This window comes from Nocardioides szechwanensis (assembly GCF_900103935.1).
Taxonomy (GTDB): domain Bacteria; phylum Actinomycetota; class Actinomycetes; order Propionibacteriales; family Nocardioidaceae; genus Nocardioides; species Nocardioides szechwanensis.
In genome coordinates this window covers 344,027-365,581 of sequence record NZ_FNIC01000003.1, presented here as the reverse complement: position 1 = coordinate 365,581, position 21,555 = coordinate 344,027, and the positions used below count along the sequence as shown (strand labels likewise).

The 21,555-nt window shown below is 71.6% G+C and carries 26 protein-coding genes and 1 tRNA gene; 17 read left to right on the top strand and 10 right to left on the bottom strand.

The genetic code is table 11. The annotated features are described in order from the left end of the window. Nucleotides 1-9: 9 nt before the first annotated feature. Nucleotides 10-621 carry an ACT domain-containing protein gene (locus tag BLR90_RS10415; protein ID WP_091025109.1) on the top strand — a complete coding sequence of 204 codons (612 nt, stop codon included), beginning with the start codon at nucleotides 10-12 and terminating at the stop codon, nucleotides 619-621. Between the two features lie 112 nt (nucleotides 622-733). Here the strand turns inward: BLR90_RS10415 and BLR90_RS10410 are convergent, their stop codons facing one another. Beyond that, a complete protein-coding gene (locus tag BLR90_RS10410; RefSeq protein WP_091025108.1) occupies nucleotides 734-2,224 on the bottom strand; it encodes an alpha/beta hydrolase family protein in 1,491 nt (496 codons plus the stop codon). 133 nt (nucleotides 2,225-2,357) lie between these two features. Continuing rightward, nucleotides 2,358-2,792, bottom strand: a complete 435-nt coding sequence (locus tag BLR90_RS10405; protein WP_091025210.1) for a nitroreductase family deazaflavin-dependent oxidoreductase — start codon at nucleotides 2,790-2,792, stop codon at nucleotides 2,358-2,360. Nucleotides 2,793-2,846: 54 nt separating this feature from the next. Here BLR90_RS10405 and BLR90_RS10400 point away from each other — a divergent pair, with 54 nt between their 5' ends. The 8 genes from BLR90_RS10400 (at nucleotide 2,847) to thpR (ending at nucleotide 8,801) form a co-directional block, all read left to right on the top strand. Continuing rightward, a complete protein-coding gene (locus BLR90_RS10400) occupies nucleotides 2,847-3,764 on the top strand; it encodes a 1,4-dihydroxy-2-naphthoyl-CoA synthase (protein ID WP_091025107.1) in 918 nt (305 codons plus the stop codon). Next, entirely contained in the window at nucleotides 3,764-4,270 is a 507-nt protein-coding gene (locus BLR90_RS10395; protein ID WP_091025106.1) for a DUF4333 domain-containing protein, read from the top strand. Before BLR90_RS10400 ends, BLR90_RS10395 begins: the two co-directional genes overlap by 1 nt. Then, entirely contained in the window at nucleotides 4,267-4,887 is a 621-nt protein-coding gene (locus tag BLR90_RS10390) for a class I SAM-dependent methyltransferase (RefSeq protein ID WP_245715246.1), read from the top strand. The genes BLR90_RS10395 and BLR90_RS10390 overlap by 4 nt, the downstream gene beginning before the upstream one ends. Further along, nucleotides 4,884-5,567, top strand: a complete 684-nt coding sequence (locus BLR90_RS10385) for an NAD-dependent deacylase (protein WP_091025105.1) — start codon at nucleotides 4,884-4,886, stop codon at nucleotides 5,565-5,567. Before BLR90_RS10390 ends, BLR90_RS10385 begins: the two co-directional genes overlap by 4 nt. A 23-nt stretch (nucleotides 5,568-5,590) precedes the next feature. Next, nucleotides 5,591-6,256 (top strand): hypothetical protein, encoded by a 666-nt coding sequence (locus BLR90_RS10380; protein ID WP_091025104.1) that lies wholly within the window; start codon nucleotides 5,591-5,593, stop codon nucleotides 6,254-6,256. A gap of 10 nt (nucleotides 6,257-6,266) precedes the next feature. Beyond that, nucleotides 6,267-7,412: an acyl-CoA dehydrogenase family protein gene (locus BLR90_RS10375; protein ID WP_091025103.1), complete on the top strand. Its 1,146-nt coding sequence runs from the start codon at nucleotides 6,267-6,269 to the stop codon at nucleotides 7,410-7,412. 62 nt (nucleotides 7,413-7,474) lie between these two features. Then, a complete protein-coding gene (locus BLR90_RS10370; RefSeq protein WP_091025102.1) occupies nucleotides 7,475-8,218 on the top strand; it encodes a VIT1/CCC1 transporter family protein in 744 nt (247 codons plus the stop codon). A gap of 13 nt (nucleotides 8,219-8,231) precedes the next feature. Beyond that, nucleotides 8,232-8,801: an RNA 2',3'-cyclic phosphodiesterase gene (gene thpR, locus BLR90_RS10365; RefSeq protein WP_091025101.1), complete on the top strand. Its 570-nt coding sequence runs from the start codon at nucleotides 8,232-8,234 to the stop codon at nucleotides 8,799-8,801. Nucleotides 8,802-8,826: 25 nt separating this feature from the next. Here thpR and BLR90_RS10360 read toward each other — a convergent pair whose 3' ends face one another. The 4 genes from BLR90_RS10360 to upp are packed head-to-tail and all read right to left on the bottom strand — an operon-like array spanning nucleotide 8,827 to nucleotide 13,291. After that, a complete protein-coding gene (locus BLR90_RS10360; protein ID WP_091025100.1) occupies nucleotides 8,827-9,609 on the bottom strand; it encodes an inositol monophosphatase family protein in 783 nt (260 codons plus the stop codon). A 1-nt stretch (nucleotide 9,610) separates the two neighbouring features. Then, nucleotides 9,611-11,068: a Re/Si-specific NAD(P)(+) transhydrogenase subunit beta gene (gene pntB, locus BLR90_RS10355; RefSeq protein ID WP_245715245.1), complete on the bottom strand. Its 1,458-nt coding sequence runs from the start codon at nucleotides 11,066-11,068 to the stop codon at nucleotides 9,611-9,613. 1 nt (nucleotide 11,069) lies between these two features. Continuing rightward, a complete protein-coding gene (locus tag BLR90_RS10350) occupies nucleotides 11,070-12,596 on the bottom strand; it encodes a Re/Si-specific NAD(P)(+) transhydrogenase subunit alpha (RefSeq protein ID WP_091025099.1) in 1,527 nt (508 codons plus the stop codon). A 53-nt stretch (nucleotides 12,597-12,649) separates the two neighbouring features. Further along, nucleotides 12,650-13,291: a uracil phosphoribosyltransferase gene (gene upp, locus BLR90_RS10345; RefSeq protein WP_091025098.1), complete on the bottom strand. Its 642-nt coding sequence runs from the start codon at nucleotides 13,289-13,291 to the stop codon at nucleotides 12,650-12,652. 62 nt (nucleotides 13,292-13,353) lie between these two features. On the opposite strand from upp, the gene BLR90_RS10340 reads away from it, so the two are divergent. The 5 genes from BLR90_RS10340 to BLR90_RS10320 all read left to right on the top strand — a co-directional run bounded on the left by BLR90_RS10340 (nucleotide 13,354) and on the right by BLR90_RS10320 (nucleotide 16,128). After that, nucleotides 13,354-13,851 (top strand): tRNA adenosine deaminase-associated protein, encoded by a 498-nt coding sequence (locus BLR90_RS10340; protein ID WP_091025097.1) that lies wholly within the window; start codon nucleotides 13,354-13,356, stop codon nucleotides 13,849-13,851. A gap of 35 nt (nucleotides 13,852-13,886) precedes the next feature. Further along, the gene (locus BLR90_RS10335) at nucleotides 13,887-14,336 is read left to right on the top strand and encodes a nucleoside deaminase (RefSeq protein ID WP_091025207.1); all 450 of its coding nucleotides are present in this window, start codon (nucleotides 13,887-13,889) and stop codon (nucleotides 14,334-14,336) included. A 37-nt stretch (nucleotides 14,337-14,373) separates the two neighbouring features. Continuing rightward, nucleotides 14,374-15,417, top strand: coding sequence for a hypothetical protein (locus BLR90_RS10330; protein WP_091025096.1), 1,044 nt, complete (start codon nucleotides 14,374-14,376; stop codon nucleotides 15,415-15,417). A 63-nt stretch (nucleotides 15,418-15,480) separates the two neighbouring features. Next, nucleotides 15,481-15,954, top strand: coding sequence for a cupredoxin domain-containing protein (locus BLR90_RS10325; protein WP_091025095.1), 474 nt, complete (start codon nucleotides 15,481-15,483; stop codon nucleotides 15,952-15,954). Between the two features lie 84 nt (nucleotides 15,955-16,038). Next, a tRNA-Ser gene (locus BLR90_RS10320) sits at nucleotides 16,039-16,128 on the top strand. A gap of 60 nt (nucleotides 16,129-16,188) precedes the next feature. On the opposite strand, the gene BLR90_RS10315 is transcribed toward BLR90_RS10320, so the two are convergent. Together BLR90_RS10315 and BLR90_RS10310 are read right to left on the bottom strand one after the other, a co-directional pair. Further along, nucleotides 16,189-16,725, bottom strand: a complete 537-nt coding sequence (locus BLR90_RS10315) for a P-loop NTPase family protein (RefSeq protein WP_091025094.1) — start codon at nucleotides 16,723-16,725, stop codon at nucleotides 16,189-16,191. Nucleotides 16,726-16,757: 32 nt separating this feature from the next. After that, nucleotides 16,758-18,422, bottom strand: coding sequence for a hypothetical protein (locus BLR90_RS10310; protein ID WP_091025093.1), 1,665 nt, complete (start codon nucleotides 18,420-18,422; stop codon nucleotides 16,758-16,760). 56 nt (nucleotides 18,423-18,478) lie between these two features. Here BLR90_RS10310 and BLR90_RS10305 point away from each other — a divergent pair, with 56 nt between their 5' ends. Then, a complete protein-coding gene (locus tag BLR90_RS10305) occupies nucleotides 18,479-19,048 on the top strand; it encodes a DUF305 domain-containing protein (RefSeq protein WP_218029336.1) in 570 nt (189 codons plus the stop codon). Between the two features lie 147 nt (nucleotides 19,049-19,195). Here the strand turns inward: BLR90_RS10305 and BLR90_RS10300 are convergent, their stop codons facing one another. After that, a complete protein-coding gene (locus tag BLR90_RS10300; protein ID WP_091025092.1) occupies nucleotides 19,196-19,435 on the bottom strand; it encodes a DUF6458 family protein in 240 nt (79 codons plus the stop codon). Between the two features lie 90 nt (nucleotides 19,436-19,525). Between BLR90_RS10300 and BLR90_RS10295 the strand changes: the two genes are divergently transcribed. Next, nucleotides 19,526-20,281 carry a crotonase/enoyl-CoA hydratase family protein gene (locus BLR90_RS10295; RefSeq protein ID WP_091025091.1) on the top strand — a complete coding sequence of 252 codons (756 nt, stop codon included), beginning with the start codon at nucleotides 19,526-19,528 and terminating at the stop codon, nucleotides 20,279-20,281. On the opposite strand, the gene BLR90_RS10290 is transcribed toward BLR90_RS10295, so the two are convergent. Then, on the bottom strand, nucleotides 20,275-20,625 hold the full coding sequence (locus BLR90_RS10290) for a hypothetical protein (RefSeq protein WP_091025090.1): 351 nt from the start codon (nucleotides 20,623-20,625) through the stop codon (nucleotides 20,275-20,277). The genes BLR90_RS10295 and BLR90_RS10290 overlap by 7 nt on opposite strands. 66 nt (nucleotides 20,626-20,691) lie before the next feature. Here BLR90_RS10290 and BLR90_RS10285 point away from each other — a divergent pair, with 66 nt between their 5' ends. Continuing rightward, nucleotides 20,692-21,555 (top strand): AAA family ATPase, encoded by an 864-nt coding sequence (locus tag BLR90_RS10285; RefSeq protein WP_245715243.1) that lies wholly within the window; start codon nucleotides 20,692-20,694, stop codon nucleotides 21,553-21,555.

The following is a 21,555-nucleotide window of genomic DNA, read 5'->3' as shown; positions in this document are numbered from 1 at the left end:
GGTCGAGGCGTGCCCTACCTGCTGCGCGTGAAGCTCCCGGACGTCCCCGGGTCGCTGGGGCGACTCGCGACGGCGGTGGGTGAGGCCGGGGGCGACATCGACGCGATCGAGATCGTCGAGAAGCACCACGACGGCACCGCCGTCGACGACGTGCTCCTCGAGATGCTGCCGTCGGTGATGCCCGACTCCATCGTGTCGGCGTGCAACGCGCTCGACGGCGTCGAGGTGCTGTGGATCAGCCGCTACGCCGCCGGCGGCAACCTGTTCCTGGACCTGGAGGCGGTCGAGGACCTCACCGCCCACCCCAGCGAGGCCGTCAACCGCCTCGTCGACCTGCTGCCGCAGGTCTTCCGCTCCGACTGGGGCGCCCGCCTGCACCGCGTGAAGGGCATCCAGCACGCCACCGGAGCGGCGCCGGCCGAGCTCGAGTGGATCGAGATCGAGGAGGCCACCCGCCTGGAGTCGGTGGGCGACGAGGTCACCCTCTTCGCCGCCGCCCGCCTCGACGGCAACGAGAGCCTCGTCATCGGCCGTCGCGGCGGACCCGAGTTCCTCGACTCCGAGATCGCCCGCCTCGGGCACCTCACCTCGCTCGCGCAGTCCATCGCGCGCGTCGGCTGACCGCCGAGTCGGCGCTTGTGCGCGCTGAAACAACGCCGAGTCGGCGCTTGTGCGCGCTGAAACAACGCCGAGTCGGCGCTTGTGCACGACAGTCACGCCGATTCGGGGAGTTCTAGCAGCCGACGCCGGTGACGTCGCCGTCCGCGCGCGAGCCCACGGCGTACGCCGAGCAGTAGTAGAAGCTCAGCAGCGGGTCGCGCTCGAGCGTCACCGGGCTCCAACGGCCGTTGCCGACGGGTTCGAGGTAGCGGAACTGCCTGCCGAGCAGGGCGCTCGTGTGGTCGCGGTGCTTGAGGTAGCGGTCGAGCCAGAGCTGGGTGTAGACGCTGGTGAGGTCCTGGCCGTAGCGGCTGGCCGGGAGCACCAGCGGGATGTCGGTGAACTCCAGGTGGGTCGACGCGCGCGGCACCACCAGCATCGAGTCGACACCGGCGCGCTCCCAGGCGTCGAAGCCGGTGGCGCGCTCGCGCATCGGGTCCGGGCCGTCGGGCGAGGGCTCCGGGTTGAGCGAGCTGCCGCCGCTGGTGAACCACGGCGACACGGTGAAGCCGTACTCCGCCTGCACCGCCAGCGCCGGCACCACGGGCTTGTTGCCGCTGCCGTCGAGCGGCCCGTCGGCGCCCGGCCCGGTCAGCTTGTCGAGCGCCACGACCGCGGCGACCCGTCGGTCGGTGCCCTGGACCTTCGACACCGCCGCGGCGCCCATCGAGTGGCCGATGATCGCGATCCGGGTGGTGCGCCCGGGGGTCGCGGTCTGCCGGTCGGGGGAGCGGTCGAAGAGCCGCCAGTAGGGGTTGTACGCCGTGGCCTCGCCGGCCGCGGCGCCCGGGTTGGCGTAGGGACGCTCGGGCGTCGAGGTGAAGAAGCCGAGCGCGTTGCGCGTGCCGACCACGAAGTTGGAGAGCTGCTGGAACGGCACCCCGGGGCACCCGCTCTGCTCACCGTCGGCGGGCTCCGCGAACGGGTCGCAGAACGGGAGCACGTCGCCGGTCTCGTGCGGCAGGGTCTCGCTGCGGCCCTGCCCCTGCACGTCGTAGGTCAGCACGACGTAGCCGCGCTCGGCCAGGTCCTGCGCCAGCCACTCGTACATGCGCTCCGAGCCCTGGACCGACCCTTCGGTGATGACCACACCGGGGAACGGCCCGGTCAGCACCCGACCGGTGTAGGGGTCACGCGCGCCGGGCCTGGGGCGGTAGACCGTGCCGCGCAGCAGCGCGCCGTACTGGTTGGTGAACGCGACGTCCCGGCTCAGCCCACGGGTGCCGGACCAGCCCGCGCGCAGCGGGTTGCCGACGTTCCAGCCCGGCACGACGTTGCCGGCGGTCAGCGCCAGTCGCGTCGGTGAGGCGACCTGGGTCAGCAGCTGCTCGACGCTGCGGGCGGTCGACTGCTCCACCAGCGCCGGAAGGTAGGCCGGGTTGCGCAGCTGCCCGCCGGGGCCGTGGATCCGGCCGTAGGCGTCGGCGATGTTCTGCACGTCACGGGCGGTGTACGCCGGGTCCGAGGGCTGGGGGTCGGCCTGCGCAGGTGTCACCAGGGCTGTCGCCGCGAGGGCGCAGGAGGCCGCGAGGACGGTGAGAGCGGTTCCGAGGCTGCGTCGCATGCCCCTCCCAACGACCCACCTCACCTCGAAGTGACGGTCGTCTCCGCCCCGTCTGCCGGGATAGTCCCTAACACCAGAGCGAATAAGAGCGCTCTTATTCGCTCACCTGTTGGGGACTATCCCGACGAAACGGTCAGGCGCGCTCGAGCAGGAAGACCGGGATCTCGCGGTCGGTCTTCTCCTGGTACTCGGCGTACGGCGGGAAGGCGGCCACGCAGCGGGACCACCACTCGGCGCGCTCCTCGCCGGAGATCAGCCGGGCGACGTACTCGTGCGGCTCGGGGCCGTCCTGGAGGTCGACGTGGGGGTCGGCGGTGAAGTTGTGGAACCACTCGGGGTGCTCGGGAGCGCCGCCCTTGGAGGCCACCGCGGCGTAGACGCCCTCGTGCTCGACCCGCATCACGGGGTTCTTGCGGAGCCTGCCGGACTTGTGGCCGCGCGAGGTGATCACGACGATCGGGCGGTTGAGGACGGTGTTGCCCTCGGCGCCTCCACTGGCCTCGTACGTCGCGACCTGGTTGCGTACCCACTCGCTCGGGCTGGGCTCGTACTCACCTTGAAGGACCATGCCGCCCACAACACCACACGCGGGGTCGTGATTCCACCCCGATAGCCTCTGACCATGAGTGCGATCGACGGCGTGTCGGAGACGTTCGACCCGACCGCCTGGGACCCCGTCCCCGGCTTCGAGGACCTGACCGACCTGACCTACCACCGCGCCAAGGCGCACGGCACGGTCCGCGTCGCGTTCGACCGCCCCGACGTGCTCAACGCCTTCCGGCCGCACACCGTCGACGAGCTGCTCCGGGTGATGGAGCACGCCCGTACGACGAGCGACGTCGGCTGCGTCCTTCTCACCGGCAACGGCCCGGGCGGGCGTCACGGCAAGTGGGCGTTCTGCACCGGCGGTGACCAGCGGATCAGGGGACGCACCGGCTACCAATATGCGGGCGGGGAGACCGAGGAGACCGTCGACAAAGCGAAGCTCGGGCGGCTGCACATCCTCGAGGTGCAGCGGCTGATCCGGTTCATGCCCAAGGTCGTGATCTGCGTGGTGCCGGGCTGGACCGCCGGCGGCGGCCACAGCCTCCACGTGGTCTGTGACCTCACGATCGCGAGCTTGGAGGAGGCGCGCTTCAAGCAGACCGACGCCGACGTCGGCTCCTTCGACGGCGGCTTCGGGTCGGCCTACCTCGCCCGCCAGGTCGGCCAGAAGTTCGCTCGCGAGATCTTCTTCCTCGGCCAGGAGTACTCCGCGGAGGACGGGGTCCGCATGGGTGCGGTCAACAAGGCGGTGCCGCACGCCGAGCTCGAGGCCACCGCGCTCGAGTGGGGACGCCTCATCAACGGTAAGTCGCCCACCGCGCAGCGGATGCTGAAGTACTCCTTCAACCTCATCGACGACGGCCTCGTCGGCCAGCAGCTCTTCGCTGGCGAGACGACGCGGCTGGCCTACATGACCGACGAGGCGGCCGAGGGCCGCGACCAGTTCCTCGAGAAGCGCGACCCCGACTGGTCGCCGTTCCCCTGGTACTACTGATGAAGCTCGTCGCCCTGCTCAGCCTGGTCGCGATGACCCTCGCTGGGTGCGCCGACGAGACCGAGCCCGACCGCACGATCAGCCGCTCCGACCTCGAGGTCAAGGTGGCGGAGATGTACCCGCCCAAGGGTGAGGGGACCAAGGTCGGCGTCGAGTGCGAGGGCGAGCTGCCGGCGGAGGTCGACGCGACCCAGGAGTGCACCGTCTCGGTCAACAAGCAGCGCGCCCAGGTCCGCGTCACGGTGACCGAGGTCAACGGCGACGACACGGTGATCGACTCCGTGCCCTTCGTCCCGGCGGACCGCGTGGCCGAGGAGCTGCTCGCATCCCTGACCGACGAGGGCTACCACGTCGTCAAGGTCACCTGCCCGCGCGAGCTGCCCGGCACCGTGGGCGGCAAGGTCACCTGCACCGTCACCCCCAACAACGGTGACGGTGGCGTCGTCGCCACGGTGACCGCCGTACGCGGCCTGCACATCGACTTCGGCTACGAGGTGGCCTCGTGACCCTGTGGAAGCGGATCGCGCGGGCGACGGTCGGCGACGACTACGCCGCGGCGTACGCCCGTCGCTTCCAGACCATGGCCGAGCGCGGCGAGGACATCCACGGCGAGGCCGGGCTGGTCAATGCGGTGCTGCCGCCGCCGGCCCGGGTGCTCGACGCGGGCTGCGGCACCGGCCGGATCGCGCTCCGCCTGCACGAGCAGGGCTACGACGCCGTGGGGGTCGACGTCGACGCCGCGATGCTCCGGGAGGCCCGCGCCGCGGCGCCCCACCTGGAGTGGCTCGAGGCCGACCTGGCCACGCTCGACCTCGGCCGGCAGTTCGACCTGGTGCTGCTGGCGGGCAACGTCATCCCGCTGCTGGAGCCCGAGACCATGCTCGTGGTGGCGCAGCGCCTTGCCGACCACGTCCTGCCCGGCGGTGCCGTGGTGTGCGGCTTCGGCCTCGACGCCGACCACCTGCCCGGTGACTGCCCCGTGACGCCGCTGGCCTCGGTCGACGCGGCGTTCGCCGCCGCCGGGCTCGACGCCGGTGAGCGCTGGTCCTCCTGGGACCGCGAGCCGTTCACGGGCAGTGGGGGCGACGGGTACGTCGTGACCGTCCACCGGCGGATGCCATGAGAGTCGTGGTGCTCACCGGGGCGGGCATCTCGGCCGAGAGCGGCGTCCCGACGTTCCGCGACGCCAACGGGCTGTGGGAGGGGCACCGCGTCGAGGAGGTCGCGACCCCCGCGGCGTTCGAGACCCAGCCCACGACGGTGCAGCGGTTCTACGACGCGCGCCGGCGGGCCCTGCACGCCGTCGTCCCCAACGCCGGCCACCTGGCCCTGGCCGCGCTGGAGCGTGCCTTCGGCAAGCGGTTGCTCCTCGTCACCCAGAACATCGACGACCTCCACGAGCGCGCCGGCTCGAGCCACGTCGTCCACATGCACGGCGAGCTCTTCTCCGCGCTCTGTCGGGCCTGCGGCGAGCGCTCGCGGTGGGAGCAGGACCTCGTCGACCGTCCGGCCTGCCCGGCCTGTGGTGCCAGCGAGCTGCGTCCCGACGTCGTGTGGTTCGGCGAGCTCCCCTACGAGATGGACCGGATCCACCGCGCGCTCACGCGCGCCGACCTCTTCGTCTCGATCGGCACCTCGGGCGCGGTCTACCCGGCGGCAGGCTTCGTCAGGGCCGCCGCCGCCAGCGGCGCCCGCACGCTCGAGCTCAACCTCCAGCGCAGCGACGGCACCGACTGGTTCCACGACGCACGTCACGGCCCCGCGAGCCGGCTGGTCCCGGCCTGGGTCAAGGAGCTGCTCTGAGCGCCGTACGCCGGGGGGCCGGGGTGGCTGCCGTCCTGGTGCTCACGAGTGCGGTCACCGGCTGCGCGGGCTTCGAGCAGGAGACGCCGCTCTCCGTGCTCGCCGCCGCCGAGCAGGACATGGCGGCGCTCGACTCGGTGCGGCTGCGCACGGAGGAGTACGACGAGGGCGTCAAGGAGACCCGCGACCTGCTCGTGACCAGCGACGGCGAGTGCGCGGGCACGGTCACCACCGACGGTGCCAGCCTGGAGGTGATCCGGACCGGTGGGCGCACCTGGGTCCGGCCGGACGAGGGGTCCTGGCCGCAGATCTTCGACGGGCCGCCGATGTCCAACCTCGCCGACACGTGGGTGCAGCTCGACACCTCCGCGCTCCTCGACCGTCTCTGCGACCTCGACGACCCCTATCTCGAGTTCGTCGGCAACCCGCGCGACCTCGACCTCGAGAACGTCGGAACCGAGCAGCTCGCGGGCGTCGAGGTGGTCCGGATCCGCGGCGAGAGCGACGACGGCGTGATGGTCTCGGTCGCGGTGGACGTCGACGACCCGCACCACGTGCTCGAGATGGAGCTCACCGGCGCCGACCGGGGCCACGCCGAGCTCTACGACTTCGACGGCACCGTGCGGATCAAGCCGCCCGACCCCGCTCACGTCGTACACGTCGACGACCTGTCGGCTACCCATCGGTAGGATCGGGCCCATGAAGCGCGAGATCTATGACGAGGACCACGAGGCCTTCCGGGGCTCCGTCAAGGAGTTCCTGGACCGTTCGGTCGTGCCCCACGTGGAGCAGCACGCGAGCGAGAAGGCGCTGCCACGGGAGTTCTGGCTCGAGGCCGGCAAGCAGGGCTTCCTCGGGCTCGAGATCCCCGAGACGTACGGCGGCTCGGAGGCGGGCGACTACCGCTTCAACGCGGTGCTGCTCGAGGAGCTCGCGAAGGTCAACGCCGCGCTCCCTGCGTGCGTCGGCATCCACGCCGACATCACGGCCCCCTACATCGTCCAGCTGTGCAACGAGGAGCAGCGCCAGCGGTGGCTGCCCGGCGTTGCCTCGGGAGAGACGCTCCTTGCGATCGGCATGACCGAGCCCTCCGGCGGTTCCGACCTCGCGGGCCTGAAGTCCACCGCGGTCCGCGACGGTGACGACTGGGTCGTCAACGGGTCCAAGACGTTCATCACCAACGGCTACTCCGCCGACCTGGTCATCACCGCGGTGCGCACCAGCCCGGAGAAGAAGGCGCGCGGGATCACGCTGTTCGCGCTGCCCGCCACCGGCGAGGGCTTCTCCCGCGGCCGCAAGCTGGACAAGGTCGGGCAGGACGAGGCCGACACCTCCGAGCTGAACTTCTCGAACCTCCGGGTCACCGACGACGACATCGTCGGCGAGCTCGACAACGGGTTCATCCACATGATGCAGAACCTCCCGCAGGAGCGGCTCGGCTGCGCCATCGCCAACGTCGCGCACGCCAAGCAGATCCTGGCCGAGACGCTCGTCTACGCCAAGGAGCGCAAGGCGTTCGGCCAGGGCATCGGCTCCTTCCAGCACAACAAGTTCCTGCTCGCCGAGCTGGTCACGCAGATCGACGTCACCCAGGCGTTCATGGACCAGTGCATCGTCGCGCACGCCAAGGGCGAGCTCACTGCGGTCGATGCGGCCAAGGCCAAGTGGTGGACCTCGCAGGTCCAGAACGACGTGCTCGACCACTGCGTGCAGCTCTACGGCGGCTACGGCTACATGAACGAGTACCGCGTGGCCCGCGCCTGGCGCGACGCCCGCGTCTCGAAGATCTGGGCCGGCTCCAACGAGATCATGAAGGAGCTCATCGGCCGCGACCTCGGCCTGTAGGCGCCTGCCAGCCCAGCCTCACCTTGCTTGCGAGCGCGGCGCGGTCTGGCGACGATCGACCCATGACCGCTGACACCGCCGACAGCCCAGTGGGGGAGCTCGGGCCCCACGACGACGAGCCGCACGAGACCGGGATCCGCAGCCGGCTCAACTGGCTGCGCGCCGGCGTGCTCGGCGCCAACGACGGCATCGTCTCGACTGCCGGCCTGGTGGTCGGCGTCGCGGGAGCCACGAGCGACCGGGAGGCGATCATGATCGCCGGGATCGCCGGCCTGGTCGCGGGCGCGGTGAGCATGGCCGCGGGTGAGTACGTCTCGGTCAGCACCCAGCGTGACTCCGAGAAGGCGTTGCTCGCCAAGGAGAGACGAGAGCTCGACGAGGACCCCGAGGACGAGCTCGCCGAGCTTGCCGGTCTCTACGCCGCCAAGGGGCTGAGCGACGAGACCGCCATGGAGGTGGCGCTCCAGCTCACCGAGCACGACGCCCTGGCCGCGCACGCCGACATCGAGCTGGGAATCGACCCCGACGACCTCACCAGTGCCTGGAACGCCGCCTTCGCCTCGGCGATCGCGTTCTTCCTCGGGGCGCTGCTCCCGCTGCTCACGATCACCCTGTCCAGCCAACCGGCGCGGGTGCCCGTGACGATGGCGGCCGTCGCCGTTGCCCTGGCGTTCACGGGCTGGGCGAGCGCGAGACTGGGCTACGGGCCGCCAGGTCGGGCGGTCATCCGCAACGTCGGGGGCGGGTTGCTCGCCATGGGTGTCACCTACCTGATCGGGACGCTCCTGGGCACCACCGTGCTCTGATGGGCGTGCTCTGATGGGCCAGCGCATGTTCGTGGCCGTCGTGCCGCCGGACGACGTCGTCGAGCACCTCGACGAGTTCCTGGCTCCCCGCCGCGACGCGGCTGAGTTCCGCTGGGCGCCGGTCGAACAGCTCCACCTCACGCTGGCGTTCCTCGCGTCCGTCCCGGACCGTCGTCTCGACGACCTGATCGAGCGGGTCCGCGCCGCCGCCGCACGCCGTACGCCGTTCGCGACGCGGATCGCCGGTGGTGGCGCCTTCCCGGACGTGGCGCGCGCCCGGGTCCTCTACGCCGACCTGGCGCTCGACGGCGACGCCCGCAGCTCCCTCGCGCGCCTGGCCGCCGGTGCCCGTACCGCCGCCGCCACCTCGGGCGTCGAGATCGACGGGCAGCGCTTCCGCCCCCACGTCACCGTCGCCCGCCTCGGCCGCCCCACCGAGGTCAGCAACTGGGTACGCCTCCTCGACGCCTACGTCGGCCCGACCTTCACCGTCGACCAGGTGTCTCTGGTCGCCTCGCACCTCGGCGAGGGCCCGCGCCGCCGGCCGCGTTACGAGGTCGTCGAGACGTTCCCGCTCGGCTGAGGCCACGCACCCGCGAGACGCCCGCTCAGAGACCAGGCAGGGACGGGATCAGCCCACGCACGAGGTCGTACGTCGCCCGGTCGGCCGCGGCGAGCAGGCCGCGGGGCTCCTGGTTCTGGGGGCGGTAGGGCGCACCCGCGAACGTGCCGAGGTGCCCGCCGGCCTCGGTGAGGAGCAGCGAGCCGGGGGCGTGGTCCCACGGCTTGGTCTTCCAGTAGACGACGTAGTCCGCGTCGCCCTCGACAAGGTGCGGGTAGTCCACGCCGCAGCACACCCACGTCAGCTCGAGCTCGCGGAGGGTGCCGAGTGCCCGGCCGATCCAGGTACGTCGTGAGGTCACCCCGCGCACCACGTCGCCGAGCGGGGGCCGGACGAGCCGCTCGCCGTTGCGGAAGGCGCCGGCGCCGCGCTCCGCGACGTACGCCATCTCGTGCTGGGGCTGCCAGATCCAGCTGCGGACGACGTCGCCGCCCTGGAGCTCGGCGACCATGACGGCGTGGTCGGGCGAGCCGGAGACGAAGTTCTTGGTGCCGTCGACCGGGTCGACGGTGAACGCGTGCTCGGCGCCGGCGAACCGGTCGAGCACCGAGGCGTCCGCCGAGGCGGCCTCCTCACCGAGCACGACCGCGTCCGGGTACGCCGCCAGCAGGGCGTCGGTGATCAGCACCTCGGCCTCGTGGTCGGCGATGGTCACCAGGTCGCCCGGGCCCTTGTGGTGGATGTCCCCACTCGCCAGGGCCTGGAAGCGAGGGTTGATGACCTCCTCCGCCACGTCCTTCAGCAGGGCCAGGACGGCGTCGGTGTCCATGTCAGCTCGGCAGCGCGCGGACGATGTCCTCGACGCGGTCCTTGGCGTCGCCGAACAGCATCCGCGAGTTCTCCTTGAAGAACAGCGGGTTCTGCACGCCGGCATAGCCGGTGGCCATGGAGCGCTTGAAGACGATGACCTCGCGGGCGTGCCAGACCTCGAGCACCGGCATCCCAGCAATGGGCGAGCCGGGCTCGTCGAGCGCAGCCGGGTTGACGGTGTCGTTGGCGCCGATGACCAGGACGACGTCGGTGGTGGCGAAGTCGTCGTTGATCTCGTCCATCTCGAGCACGATGTCGTAGGGGACCTTGGCCTCGGCGAGCAGCACGTTCATGTGCCCGGGCAGGCGGCCGGCGACCGGGTGGATCCCGAACCGGACCTGTACGCCGCGGGCGCGCAGCTTGGCGGTGAGCTCGGCGACGGGGTACTGCGCCTGTGCGACGGCCATGCCGTAGCCGGGCGTGATCACGACCGAGGACGCGTCGGCGAGCAGCTCCGCGGCCTCGGCGGCCTGGATCTCGCGGTGCTCGCCGTAGTCACGGGTCTCGCCGGACACGGCACCGTCGGAGCCGAAGCCGCCGGCGATGACGGAGATGAACGAGCGGTTCATCGCCTTGCACATGATGTAGCTGAGGATCGCACCGGAGGAGCCGACCAGGGAGCCGGTGATGATCAGCAGGTCGTTGTCGAGCAGGAAGCCGGCGGCGGCCGCGGCCCAGCCGGAGTAGCTGTTGAGCATCGAGACGACGACCGGCATGTCGCCGCCGCCGATCGCGGCGACGAGGTGGAAGCCGAGCGCCAATGCCAGCGCGGTCATTAGCAGCAGCGGGATGATCCCGTTGTCGTGGTCGTTCATGAACCACACCAGCAGCGCCACCGACAGCACGATCACGGCCAGGTTGAGCAGGTGGCGCGCGGGCAGCACGAGCGGCGTCGACTTCATCTTCGCGCTGAGCTTGAGGTTGGCGACGATGGAGCCGGTCAGCGTGACCGCGCCGATGAAGACGCCGATGAAGACCTCGACCTCGTGGATCGCGCCGAGCGAGCCCTCGGTGGGGGCCTCGGGGTCGAGGAAGGAGTTGATCCCGACGAGTACGGCGGCGAGGCCGACGAAGCTGTGCAGGAGCGCGACCAGCTCGGGCATGCCCGTCATCTGGACGGTCCGCGCGCGCCAGGCGCCGATGACGGCACCGATCAGCATCGCGACCAGGATCACGGACAGGGTGAAGCCCAGCCCGCGCCAGTGGTCGAGCGGGTCGGGCAGCTCGGCCTGGCGGGCGGCGATCACCAGCGTGGCGACCAGGGCGATGCCCATGCCGACCATGCCGGCGAGGTTGCCGCGCTTGGCGGTCTCGTGCTTGGAGAGCCCGGCGAGGGCGGCGATGAAGAGCACCGCGGCGATGATGTAGGCCGCCTGCACGAGCCCCGGCAGCTTGTCGGAGGTCAGGAAGTCGAACACGTCAGTCCTTCCTGAACATCTCGAGCATCCGGAGGGTCACCAGGAACCCACCGAAGATGTTGATGCTGGCGACGAGCACGGCCACGGTCGCCAGGATCGACACCGCGACGTTGGTGGACCCGACCTGGAGGATCCCGCCGACCAGGATGATCCCGGAGATCGCGTTGGTCTCGCTCATCAGCGGGGTGTGCAGGGCGTGCGCCACGTTGGAGATGACGTAGTAGCCGACGAACACCGCGAGCGCGAAGACCGTGAAGTGGTTGAGGAACACCGCCGGGGCGTACGACGCCAGCACCGCGAAGAGCACGGCGCCCAGCCCGGCGGCGAACACCTTGCGGCGCGGGTCCGGGGGTGGCTTCGGGGCCTTGGCCTCGACGGGGGCCACGGCGGCGACCGGCGCGGCCGAGACCTGCACCGGCGGCGGGGGCCACATCGACTCGCCTTCCTTGACGACGGTGATGCCGCGCTGCACGACGTCGTCCATGTCGAGGGTGAGCTGGCCGTCTTTCTCGGGCGTGAGCAGCTTGAAGAGGTTGACCACGTTGGTGCCGTAGAGCTGCGACGTCTGGGCGGCCAGGCGCCCGGCGAGGTCGGTGTAGCCGATGACGGTGACCAGGTTGGCGGTGACGATCTTGTCGTCGGTGACCGTGAGGTCGCAGTTGCCGCCGTTGGCCGCGGCCATGTCGACGATGACGCTGCCGTTGCGCATGCCGGCCACGGTCTCGGCGCGGATCAGCTTGGGTGCGGGACGGCCCGGGATCAGCGCCGTGGTGATGACGATGTCGGCGGCGCGCGCCTCCTCGTCGTACATCGCGGCGGTGGCCTGCTCCTGCTCGGCCGTCATCTCCTTGGCATAGCCGTCCGAGCTGACCTCCTGCTCCATGTCGACCGTGACGAACTGCGCGCCCATCGACTCGACCTGCTCGGCCACCTCGGGGCGTACGTCGAAGGCGCGGACGATCGCGCCCATGCTGCCGGCCGCGCCGATCGCGGCGAGCCCGGCGACGCCGGCGCCGACCACGAAGACCCGGGCCGGGGGCACCTTGCCGGCGGCGGTCACCTGGCCGGTGAACTGCCGCCCGAACTCGTGGGCCGCCTCGATGACGGCGCGGTAGCCCGCGACGTTGGCCATCGACGACAGCACGTCCATCGACTGCGCGCGCGAGATGCGGGGTACGGCGTCCATCGCGAGGCCGGTGACGCCGGCCGACTGGAGTCGCTCGAGCAGCTCGGGGCTGCGGGCGGGGGCCATCAGGGAGACGACGGTCGCGCCGGGGCGCATCCGCGCGATCTCCTGGGTGCTGGGGGCGTTGACCTTGACGATGACGTCGCTCGCCCACACGTCGTCGGCTGAGCCGACGCGGACCCCGACCTCGTCGAACGCCGAGTCGGGCTGCGCCGCAGCCACGCCCGCGCCGAGCTGCACGACGACGTCGTACCCGAGCTGCTGCAGCTGGTCGGCAGTCTTGGCGGTGGCCGCGACGAGAGTCTCGCCGGTCCTGGACTCACGCGGGATGCCGATACGCACCAATGCCTCCTCGAGGTTGAACCGTTCGTCAACCTACACAGGGGCGAGACGGCTCAGTGCGCTAGTCCATACAGTCGGTCTCCGGCGTCGCCGAGACCCGGCACGATGTAGCCCTTCTCGTTGAGCTTCTCGTCCATCGCCGCGGTCACCACGGTGACCGGGATGTCGATCCCGGAGAGCTCGTCCTCGAGGCGGGCGCAGCCCTCGGGCGCGGCCAGCAGGCAGATCGCGGTGATGTCGTCGGCGCCGCGGTCGGTGAGGAACTTGATCGCCGCGGCGAGGGTGCCGCCGGTGGCGAGCATCGGGTCGAGCACGTAGCACTGGCGGCCGGACAGGTCCTCGGGCAGCCGCTCGGCGTAGGTCGACGCCTCGAGCGTCTCCTCGTTGCGCATCATGCCGAGGAAGCCCACCTCGGCGGTCGGCAGCAGCCGCATCATGCCCTCGAGCATCCCGAGCCCGGCCCGGAGGATGGGTACGACGAGGGGCTTGGGCGAGGCGAGCTTGACCCCCGTGGTCGGGGCGACCGGCGTGACGATCGCGTGGGGTGCGACGCGTACGTCGCGGGTGGCCTCGTAGGCGAGCAGCGCCACCAGCTCGTCGGTCAGGCTGCGGAACGTCGGCGAGTCGGTGTTCTCGTCGCGCAGCGCAGTGAGCTTGTGGGCGACGAGCGGGTGGTCGACGACGTGGGTGCGCATGCCCAGAACCCTAAGGCACTTACCGGGTTGGCCGGGGCGGGACAACCGTGTCACCCTGAGGCATGGTCGAGATCACCGACGGCAACACCGACGGGATCGACTTCGCGCTGGCCGCCTACCGGGAGGAAGGCGTCTGGCAGGTCCAGGAGCTGGTGCACGACACCCTCGGCGACGTCGAGACGCTCTCCCACGCGCTGCGTCGCTTCCCCGGTGACGGCGGCGCCGTCGGACTGGTGGCGGTCGACGAGGACTTCTTCGTCATCGTCCGCGTCGCCGGCCCCTTGACCCGCGTGCTGCTCTCCGACATCACCGCCTCCGACGAGTGGGAGCTGGCCGGCTCCGTGGTCGACTTCCTCGGCCTGCCGCCGCCCGAGGACGACGACGAGCAGGCACCCGCGGGCGACCTCGACCTGCTCGGCGACCTCGGCCTGCCGGCCATGGACATGGCGATCCTGCTCGACGACCTCGACCTCTACCCCGACGAGACCCTCTCCGAGGTCGCCCGCCGGATCGGCTTCGGCGAGGCGTTCGACGACGCGGTCGGCCTCACCTCGGCGTGAGCGACGCCGCTCCCGCGACTCGCTGGCGCGAGCCGATGCTCGCCGCCCTCGCCGAGGCGCGCGCCGCCCTCGCGACCGGAGACGTGCCGATCGGGGCCGTCGTACTGGACCCGGACGGCGCCGTGGTCGCCACCGGCCGCAACGTGCGCGAGGCGCAGGCGGACCCCACCGGCCATGCCGAGGTGGTCGCGCTGCGCGCGGCGGCGGCCACCCGTGGAGAGTGGCGCCTCGACGGCTGCACCCTGGTGGTCACCCTGGAGCCCTGCACTATGTGCGCGGGTGCCGCGGTGCTCAGCCGGGTCGACCGCGTGGTCTTCGGCGCGTACGACGAGAAGGCCGGCGCCGTGGGCAGCCTCTGGGACGTCGTGCGCGACCGCCGGCTCAACCACCGCCCCGAGGTGGTCGGCGGCGTGCTCGCCGAGGAGTCGACCGGGTTGCTCGACGAGTTCTTTCACTACCAACGCACTAGAGATTCATCTGAATAACGCCACGCCGTCATCGGGGCGGGGTTACGCTTCTCACGTGTCGATCCGAGCCGGTCTGGGCGCCCTGGTCGCGGTGGCTGCTGCCACCGCGCTGAGCGTCGCGCCCGCCCACGCCGACAACACCGTCGTCGTCCGCGGCACCGCCTTCCCGGACGCCCGCGTCCAGCTCTCGTTCGTCGGCTGCGGCTCGGTCTACGACCGCACCGACGAGGCGCTCCACCCGCGCATCGGCCACGGTCCCGATCTCCCGCCCACGGGCACGCGCAGCCTCGGCTACACCCTCGGCGGCGGCAACGCCATCGGTGCGGTCGTCAACGTCCCCTCCCTGGTCGGCGCGGGCACCGCGAGCGTGGCGGTCCACGCGGTCGAGGGGGCGCGGGGCGTGGCCTACGCCGGGTTCCAGGAGGCCGCCGACGGCGGCACCAGCGCCGTCTGGTTCGGCCGGGCCGAGCTCACCGTCACCGCGGGCGCCTGGCAGGACGTCGAGGCCACGGGGCTCTCCTACGTGTGGACCAAGTACGACGCCACGACCGGTCAGGTCATCGCACGGGGGCCGGCCGCACCGGTCAACGTCTTCGACTTCCTCGCCGCCCACGGGGGTGACGGACCCGGCCTCTACTCGATCGGCTTCGGCTGCGACGGCAGGCCGTTCAGCATGGACGCGGTGCGCGTCGGCGCCCCGGGCAGCCAGACGACGTACGACCTCGAGGGGCTGTCCACGGCCACGACCATGCACGGCGCCCAGGCGGTGGTGAAGGCCGGCGAGAGCGTCGACCTGCGCGGGTCGCTCGAGGTCCTCGGCGGCATCCACGTCCCGCACGCCACCCTGGTGCTCGAGCAGCGGGTCGGTGACGGGCAGTGGTGGCCGGTCGCGGTCGCGGACGCCGCGGACCCGGTCGTCACCGTGTCGCCGGTCCAGCGCTCGGTCTACCGCTGGCGTTTCGTCGACCGGCCGCTCGCCGAGGGCAGCGAGTCGCTCCCGTTCGTCGTCGAGGTCGAGCCCGCTCCGGTCGAGCCCAGCCCGGTAGAGCCCAGCCCGGTCCAGCCCAGCGACGAGACCTCCGCCTCTCCGTCGCCCTGAGATCCCGGTGATTTAGCCGGATCACGCATGTGCCGCCCGGTCCGCGCTACCTAGGCTCCGCGCATGTCCCTCCCCAGGTTCCGCCCGCTGTTCGCTGCCGGTTTCGCCCTCACGCTCGCGCTCGGCCTCGGCGCGTGCGGTGGTGACGACGAGCCCGAGGACACCTCCTCGACGCCCGGCGACACCTCCTCCGAGCCCGACGAGTCCGAACCGGCCCCCGAGGAGCCGGAAGAGACCGAGCCGGAGGAGGGCGCCCCCGCCGGCGGCGTGGTCTTCGTCGACAACATCGACTCCCCGGCCGTCAGCGTCACGGTCAGCGACGCCGGCTTCGACCCCGCCGAGACCACCGTCGCCGTAGGTGACGTCGTCGTCTTCACCACCGCCGGCGGCGACGGGATCTTCGGCGTCATCGTCGGTGACCTCGACGGCTACACCGTCACCACCGGGCTCGACGAGTCCTTCCGCTTCGACGCCCCCGGCACCTACGAGGTCCGTGAGGACATCTCGGGCAATACCGCCACCGTCACTGTCGAGTAGGGCGACTCGCCCGCGAAGTCCGGCCCTGGTGCGCGGGTCACCCAGATTTCACCGACCCGGAAGCGCTCCGGTAACCTTCCCGGCGGTGGCGTGTCCGAGCGGCCTAAGGAGAACGCCTCGAAAGCGTTTGTCGGTGCAAGCCGACCGAGGGTTCAAATCCCTCCGCCACCGCCAGCGAGAAACAGCCCCTGACCTGGGAAGCCCGGGTCAGGGGCTGTCTTGCTCCGGGAGGGGTCAGGTGGTCGGCTCCCACTCCAGGACGGCGTCGCGGAGCTCCTCGCGGCAGGCCGCGCTGTCGAGCCGCAGCACGGGTCGGTCGAGGGACTCGAGCCAGGCCTCGTGCGCCACGCGGCTCCGGCCCTCGAACGTCGGGTCGTCGTAGCCGCGGGCCCAGTCCAGGAACGCCGCCCAGGCCTCGGCATCCTCAACCTGTCCCTCGAGGCGGTGCGTCTCGCGGACGGTCAGCCGGCGGACCCGTTCGTCGGGGTCGAGCGTCAGGAACACGACCGCGTCGCACAGCGCGACCACGCTGTCGCCCCAGCCGAGCATCGACCCGGACAGGACCCACGCCTCGCGCGGCAGGAAGACGCTCTGCATCAGCGCTAGACGATCGGCCTCCGGACGCTTCTCGACGTACGGCGGGTCCGTGGGCACCCAGAAGTAGTCGTCGGCGTCGGCGTGCGGGACCGACCAGTGGTCGGCCACCGCCCGGGCGAGAGTCGTCGTTCCGGCGCCACTGGCACCGAGCACATGAAGCCGGCCACGTCGCATGCCTGAATCCTGCCGTGGCGGCTCCGGTCACCTCACGGCAGGCAGGTGCTCGGGGCGCGACCGTCGCCCTGCAGCTCGGTCAGCCGGCCGACCACGGCACCGGCGTCGGGCGGCAGCGCCGGCTCGTCCGGGCGCGCGGGCTCCCCGTCGAGCGTGAGCTGCCAACACTGGTCGAGGAACCTGACCCGGGTGCTCGTGACCGCGAGCGGCGCGGTGGTGAACCGGCCGTCGAGGTGTGTCGCGACCCAGCGCCGTACGGCGGCCGGCTGGCTCGCGAGCTGGCGCCAGGTCTGCCACGGCACCTCGACGGCGCCGTTGTACTCACGCGGTACGTCGGTCAGCCCACGGTCGCGGCGTTCCTGGCGTAGCCCGTCGCTGGAGTGCAGCAGCAGGTCGAGCCGCTGGCCGGGCGCGACCTGGACGGACAGCCGCGCGGGTGAGCACTCGGGGTTGAAGTCCGCGACCACGGCGCGGCGCTCGCCGACCGTGCCGACGTAGCGCCGGTCGTCGGCGACGAACCGCCGGTCCGCACGCGTCGGCAGCAGGCGCCCCTGGAGCGGCGCCCCGGTCCGCACGAACGTCCAGCGCTCGGCGGTGAGCGTCTTGCGCCAGTAGCCCCGGCGCCCGGACGCGTCACGCCCCTCGACGGTCAGGAGCCGCTGGTCCGCGTGCGAGCCCGTCTTGGCGATGCTGATCCGGTCGGTGACCCGGCCCGGCGGCTCGGGCTGGCGCACCCAGGTGGGCCCGGGCAGCTGCCAGCGGGGGTCGTCGGCGGGGAGACCGCGCTCCCAGGTGAAGTCACCGAAGACCGTGTTGGCGCCGGAGACGTCGAAGTCGTAGAGCCGGGTGAAGAGCTCGCCGCCCGCGCCGACCACGAACACGGTGGAGCCGCTCCCGGACAGGCCGGTCAGCGGCAGCGTGCCGCGCTCGGGACCGCACACCTCGCGGCTCTCGTCCTGCGGCAGCCAGGGGTCGAGGTAGGTGATCCGCCGGCGGTCGCCGCGCAGCAGGTAGACCGTGGCCACGCCGATCGGGCTGTGGGTGCGGCCGGCGCTGTCGCGCAACCGCTCGGCCGAGGTGAACTCGGAGGTGGCCCACGCGCGCACGTCGCCGTACAGGCGCATGCCGGAGCCGGTCCAGAAGTACGGACCCCAGCGCCAGGTCCACCGCTCCGCGGACAGGTCGCCCGAGGCGGCCATGTCGTGGGAGTAGACCTGCCGACCGGGGCCGAGCGCGATCAGCAGCGAGTGGTCGGCGGAGATCTCCTGCACCCGCCCGTCGAGGCAGGTCGGTAGCTCCAGCCGACGCCAGGGCTCGCCCGGCCGGCCCACACCCACCTTTGCGGGGCGGACATAGATCCGGCCCTGCCGCAGCGCGAACGCGTAGTCGTTGCTGAACGTGTGGCGCGAGTCCTTGAAGACGACCCGGTCGGGGAGCGTGCGCCCCAGGTCACCGGTCACCGGCGCACCCAAGCCGCCCGCCTGCCCGCTCAGCTGGTCGCCGCTCGGGACCTGTCCGCCGACCAGGAGCACGCCGGTGGTGCCGGCCCCCAGCGGCAGGCACTCGGGCTCGGTCGGCGGTCCCACCGACGGCGGTGGCACCGGGTCGAGGTCCGCCAGCGCCGGCGCGACGCCGGTGAGCAGAGCCGCGGCGAGGGTCGCCACGGTCGCGACCAGGGCGGTACGGCGCAGCTGCATGCAGGTGCAACGACCTCCCGGGCCAACCGCTACGCGGCCGCCCCTACGCTGCTGGGGTGACTCGTACCCACCGCCTGCTCCGTTCCGTGGTCCTCGTCGTCGGCCTCGCCCTCGCCCCGGCCCTGACCGCCTGTGGCGCCGACGAGGAGCCGTCCGATGCCTCGTCGTCCGGCGACCACAACGCTGCCGACGTGACGTTCGCGTCCGAGATGATCCAGCACCACGCGCAGGCGCTCGTGATGGTCGACCTGACCGTGGGCCGCGAGCTCGACCCGGAGTTCCAGCGGCTCACCGAGGCGATCCGCGACGCGCAGGCGCCGGAGATCGAGGTCATGGCCGACTGGCTCGTCGGATGGGGCGAGGAGGTGCCGGCAACCGACCGCGACCACGTCAACGCCGAGCACGGCGACGAGGGCCACGGGGACCTGACGGAGCTCGAGGCGGCCGAGGGAGACGAGTTCCGCTCGCTGTGGTTGGAGCAGATGATCGCGCACCACGAGGGCGCGATCGCGATGGCTGAGACCGAGAAGGCCGACGGCGACTACCCGGCCGCGGTCGACCTAGCGGAGACGATCATCGAGGCGCAGAGCGCGGAGATCGAGAGGATGCAGGAACTGCTGGGGTGACGCAGCCGGGGCCCCCCGAGGGGCCTCCGGCTCGTCACTGGAACCAGACGGCGCCGCAGCCGCAGTCGAACTGCGAGACCGACAGGCCGCCGTCGTCGTGCTCGACGGTGCTGAGCACCCACTCGTGCTCGTCGTGCTCCATGACCGTCAGATCTCGGTGCGGCGCTCGCTGACCGTCTGCGTGCCGTCGGCGTGCACGGTGGTGGCGGTGCTCTTGGCACGCCGCGCACTGTTCATCGTGACCGCGGTCAGGATGATCACGGCGATCCCGACGAGCGTCATGATCCAACCCACCATCACCAGGTCCACGCCGGAGACGCTGTCCTGTACCGCGAGGGCGAGGACGAGTCCCACAACGAGGAGAAAAGCTCCAAGGCCGTATCCCATGGTCGAACTCCTTGTATCCGGGCCCCTACGGTGGGGCCAACCACATTCGGATACCCGTTACGCGGGGTCCCCAAACCCCGAGGGGCATCGATGTCGGTCCACGTCACGCAGTCGGGGCACGTCACGACGGTGGTGATCGACCGTCCCGAGGCGCGCAACGCGGTGGACGGGCCGACCGCGGCCGCGCTCGCCGCAGCGTTCGCGGCGTACGACGCCGACGACTCCCAGCGTGTCGCCGTGCTGACCGGGGCTGGCGGCACGTTCTGCGCAGGTGCGGACCTCAAGGCGGTCGGCACCGAGCGGGGCAACCAGGTCACCGCCGAGGGGCCTGGCCCGATGGGGCCCACCCGGATGACGCTGTCGAAGCCGGTGCTCGCCGCCGTGGAGGGGTACGCCGTGGCGGGCGGCCTCGAGCTGGCGATCTGGTGCGACCTGCGCGTCGTGGCGCAGGACGCGACCTTCGGCGTGTTCTGCAGGCGGTGGGGAGTGCCGCTCATCGACGGCGGCACGGTCCGGCTGCCGCGGCTGGTCGGTGCCGGGCGGGCGATGGACCTGATCCTCACCGGGCGCGAGGTGGACGCCGACGAGGCGCTGCGGATCGGCCTCGCCGACCGCGTCGTACCCCCGGGCACGGCGCTCGTCGCGGCCGAGACGCTCGCCGCCCAGATCGCGGAGCTCCCGCAGGAGTGCCTGCGCAACGACCGGCTCTCGGCGATCGGGCAGTGGGGGCTCGACGAGGCCGAAGCGATGCGGGCCGAGCTCGCCCTGGGGCTCAAGTCGCTGGAGGCCGGCGCTCTGGACGGCGCGGCACGGTTCGCGGCCGGCGCCGGCCGGCACGGTCAGTAGTCGTCGAGGCAGACGGCGATCAGCTCGCCGGGGCGCTCGCCGGTGAAGACCTCCCAGCCGTCGTCGAACGAGACGTGGCGGACCTTGCCCTCACGGCGCACCAGCGCCGAGCGTGGCTCCACCCCGGCGTCGAACCCGGCCACCGAGCAGTCGTGGCGCCGGATCGCCTGCTCGACCTGTGCGGACTGCGCCTCCATCTGCGGTGCCCGGTCGGGACGGGTGACGGTGGAGCTGGTGGTGTCGCCGCCGATGACGCCGAAGGCCATCGCCAACGCGACCAGCAGGATCAGGGTCTTGGCCGCTCCCAGCGCGACCGCGACCCCGAGTGGTGGTGTGTGGCGCATACCTGGGCAACGAGGAATCACCGGACGGGTCACGGCCTGCTCGAGGCGTACGGGAGGATGGGGCGCATGACCTGGTTCGCCTCCCCCACCGACGTCGTCGAGCGACTGACCGCCACCGGCTACCTCGCCGACGCCGCCACCGCGACGACGACCTTCCTCGCGGGCGCCCTCGAGAAGCCGATGCTGGTCGAGGGGCCGGCCGGGGTCGGCAAGACCGAGCTGGCCAAGGCGATCTCGCGGGCGACGGGCGCCGAGCTGGTGCGGCTCCAGTGCTACGAGGGCCTCGACGAGGCGCGCGCGCTCTACGAGTGGAACTACAAGAAGCAGCTGCTGCGGATCCAGGCCTCGTCAGGCGACCAGGAGTGGTCGGCGACCCACGACGACATCTTCACCGACGAGTTCCTGCTGACCCGCCCGCTGCTGACCGCCATCCGGCGTGAGGAGCCGACGGTGCTGCTGATCGACGAGGTCGACAAGACCGACGTCGAGGTCGAGGGCCTGCTGCTGGAGGTGCTGTCCGACTTCCAGGTCACGATCCCCGAGCTCGGCACCGTCGAGGCCGTACGCCGGCCACTCGTCGTACTCACCTCCAACGCCAGCCGTGAGCTGTCCGAGGCGCTCAAGCGGCGTTGTCTCTACCTGCACCTCGACTACCCGGACGCCGAGCGCGAGCGTGAGATCGTCTCCTCGCAGGTGCCCGGCCTGGAGGACAAGGTCGCCGAGCAGCTCGTCGCGACCGTCGGGCGGCTGCGCGAGCTCGAGCTGAAGAAGGCACCCTCGATCGCCGAGTCGGTCGACTGGGCGCGCACGCTGATCGCGCTCGAGATCCGCGACCTCGACGACAAGGCGGTGAACGACACCCTCGGTGTCGTCCTCAAGCACTCCTCCGACCACGACCGCGCGATCCGCGAGCTCCGCCTGAGGAAGTGA

Bases quoted from the DNA above. Each gene is read 5' to 3' on its own strand.
- BLR90_RS10335 (WP_091025207.1), top strand. From the start codon at position 13,887: ATGCTCGCCGCCCTCGCCGAGGCGCGCGCCGCCCTCGCGACCGGAGAC.
- BLR90_RS10405 (WP_091025210.1), bottom strand. From the start codon at position 2,792: ATGGTCCTTCAAGGTGAGTACGAGCCCAGCCCGAGCGAGTGGGTACGC.
- BLR90_RS10370 (WP_091025102.1), top strand. From the start codon at position 7,475: ATGACCGCTGACACCGCCGACAGCCCAGTGGGGGAGCTCGGGCCCCAC.
- BLR90_RS10290 (WP_091025090.1), bottom strand. From the start codon at position 20,625: ATGCGCCACACACCACCACTCGGGGTCGCGGTCGCGCTGGGAGCGGCC.
- BLR90_RS10310 (WP_091025093.1), bottom strand. From the start codon at position 18,422: ATGCAGCTGCGCCGTACCGCCCTGGTCGCGACCGTGGCGACCCTCGCC.
- BLR90_RS10385 (WP_091025105.1), top strand. From the start codon at position 4,884: ATGAGAGTCGTGGTGCTCACCGGGGCGGGCATCTCGGCCGAGAGCGGC.
- BLR90_RS10285 (WP_245715243.1), top strand. From the start codon at position 20,692: ATGACCTGGTTCGCCTCCCCCACCGACGTCGTCGAGCGACTGACCGCC.
- thpR (WP_091025101.1), top strand. From the start codon at position 8,232: ATGGGCCAGCGCATGTTCGTGGCCGTCGTGCCGCCGGACGACGTCGTC.
- BLR90_RS10340 (WP_091025097.1), top strand. From the start codon at position 13,354: ATGGTCGAGATCACCGACGGCAACACCGACGGGATCGACTTCGCGCTG.
- BLR90_RS10300 (WP_091025092.1), bottom strand. From the start codon at position 19,435: ATGGGATACGGCCTTGGAGCTTTTCTCCTCGTTGTGGGACTCGTCCTC.
- BLR90_RS10395 (WP_091025106.1), top strand. From the start codon at position 3,764: ATGAAGCTCGTCGCCCTGCTCAGCCTGGTCGCGATGACCCTCGCTGGG.
- upp (WP_091025098.1), bottom strand. From the start codon at position 13,291: ATGCGCACCCACGTCGTCGACCACCCGCTCGTCGCCCACAAGCTCACT.
- BLR90_RS10375 (WP_091025103.1), top strand. From the start codon at position 6,267: ATGAAGCGCGAGATCTATGACGAGGACCACGAGGCCTTCCGGGGCTCC.
- BLR90_RS10400 (WP_091025107.1), top strand. From the start codon at position 2,847: ATGAGTGCGATCGACGGCGTGTCGGAGACGTTCGACCCGACCGCCTGG.
- BLR90_RS10295 (WP_091025091.1), top strand. From the start codon at position 19,526: ATGTCGGTCCACGTCACGCAGTCGGGGCACGTCACGACGGTGGTGATC.
- BLR90_RS10410 (WP_091025108.1), bottom strand. From the start codon at position 2,224: ATGCGACGCAGCCTCGGAACCGCTCTCACCGTCCTCGCGGCCTCCTGC.
- BLR90_RS10325 (WP_091025095.1), top strand. From the start codon at position 15,481: ATGTCCCTCCCCAGGTTCCGCCCGCTGTTCGCTGCCGGTTTCGCCCTC.
- BLR90_RS10360 (WP_091025100.1), bottom strand. From the start codon at position 9,609: ATGGACACCGACGCCGTCCTGGCCCTGCTGAAGGACGTGGCGGAGGAG.
- BLR90_RS10315 (WP_091025094.1), bottom strand. From the start codon at position 16,725: ATGCGACGTGGCCGGCTTCATGTGCTCGGTGCCAGTGGCGCCGGAACG.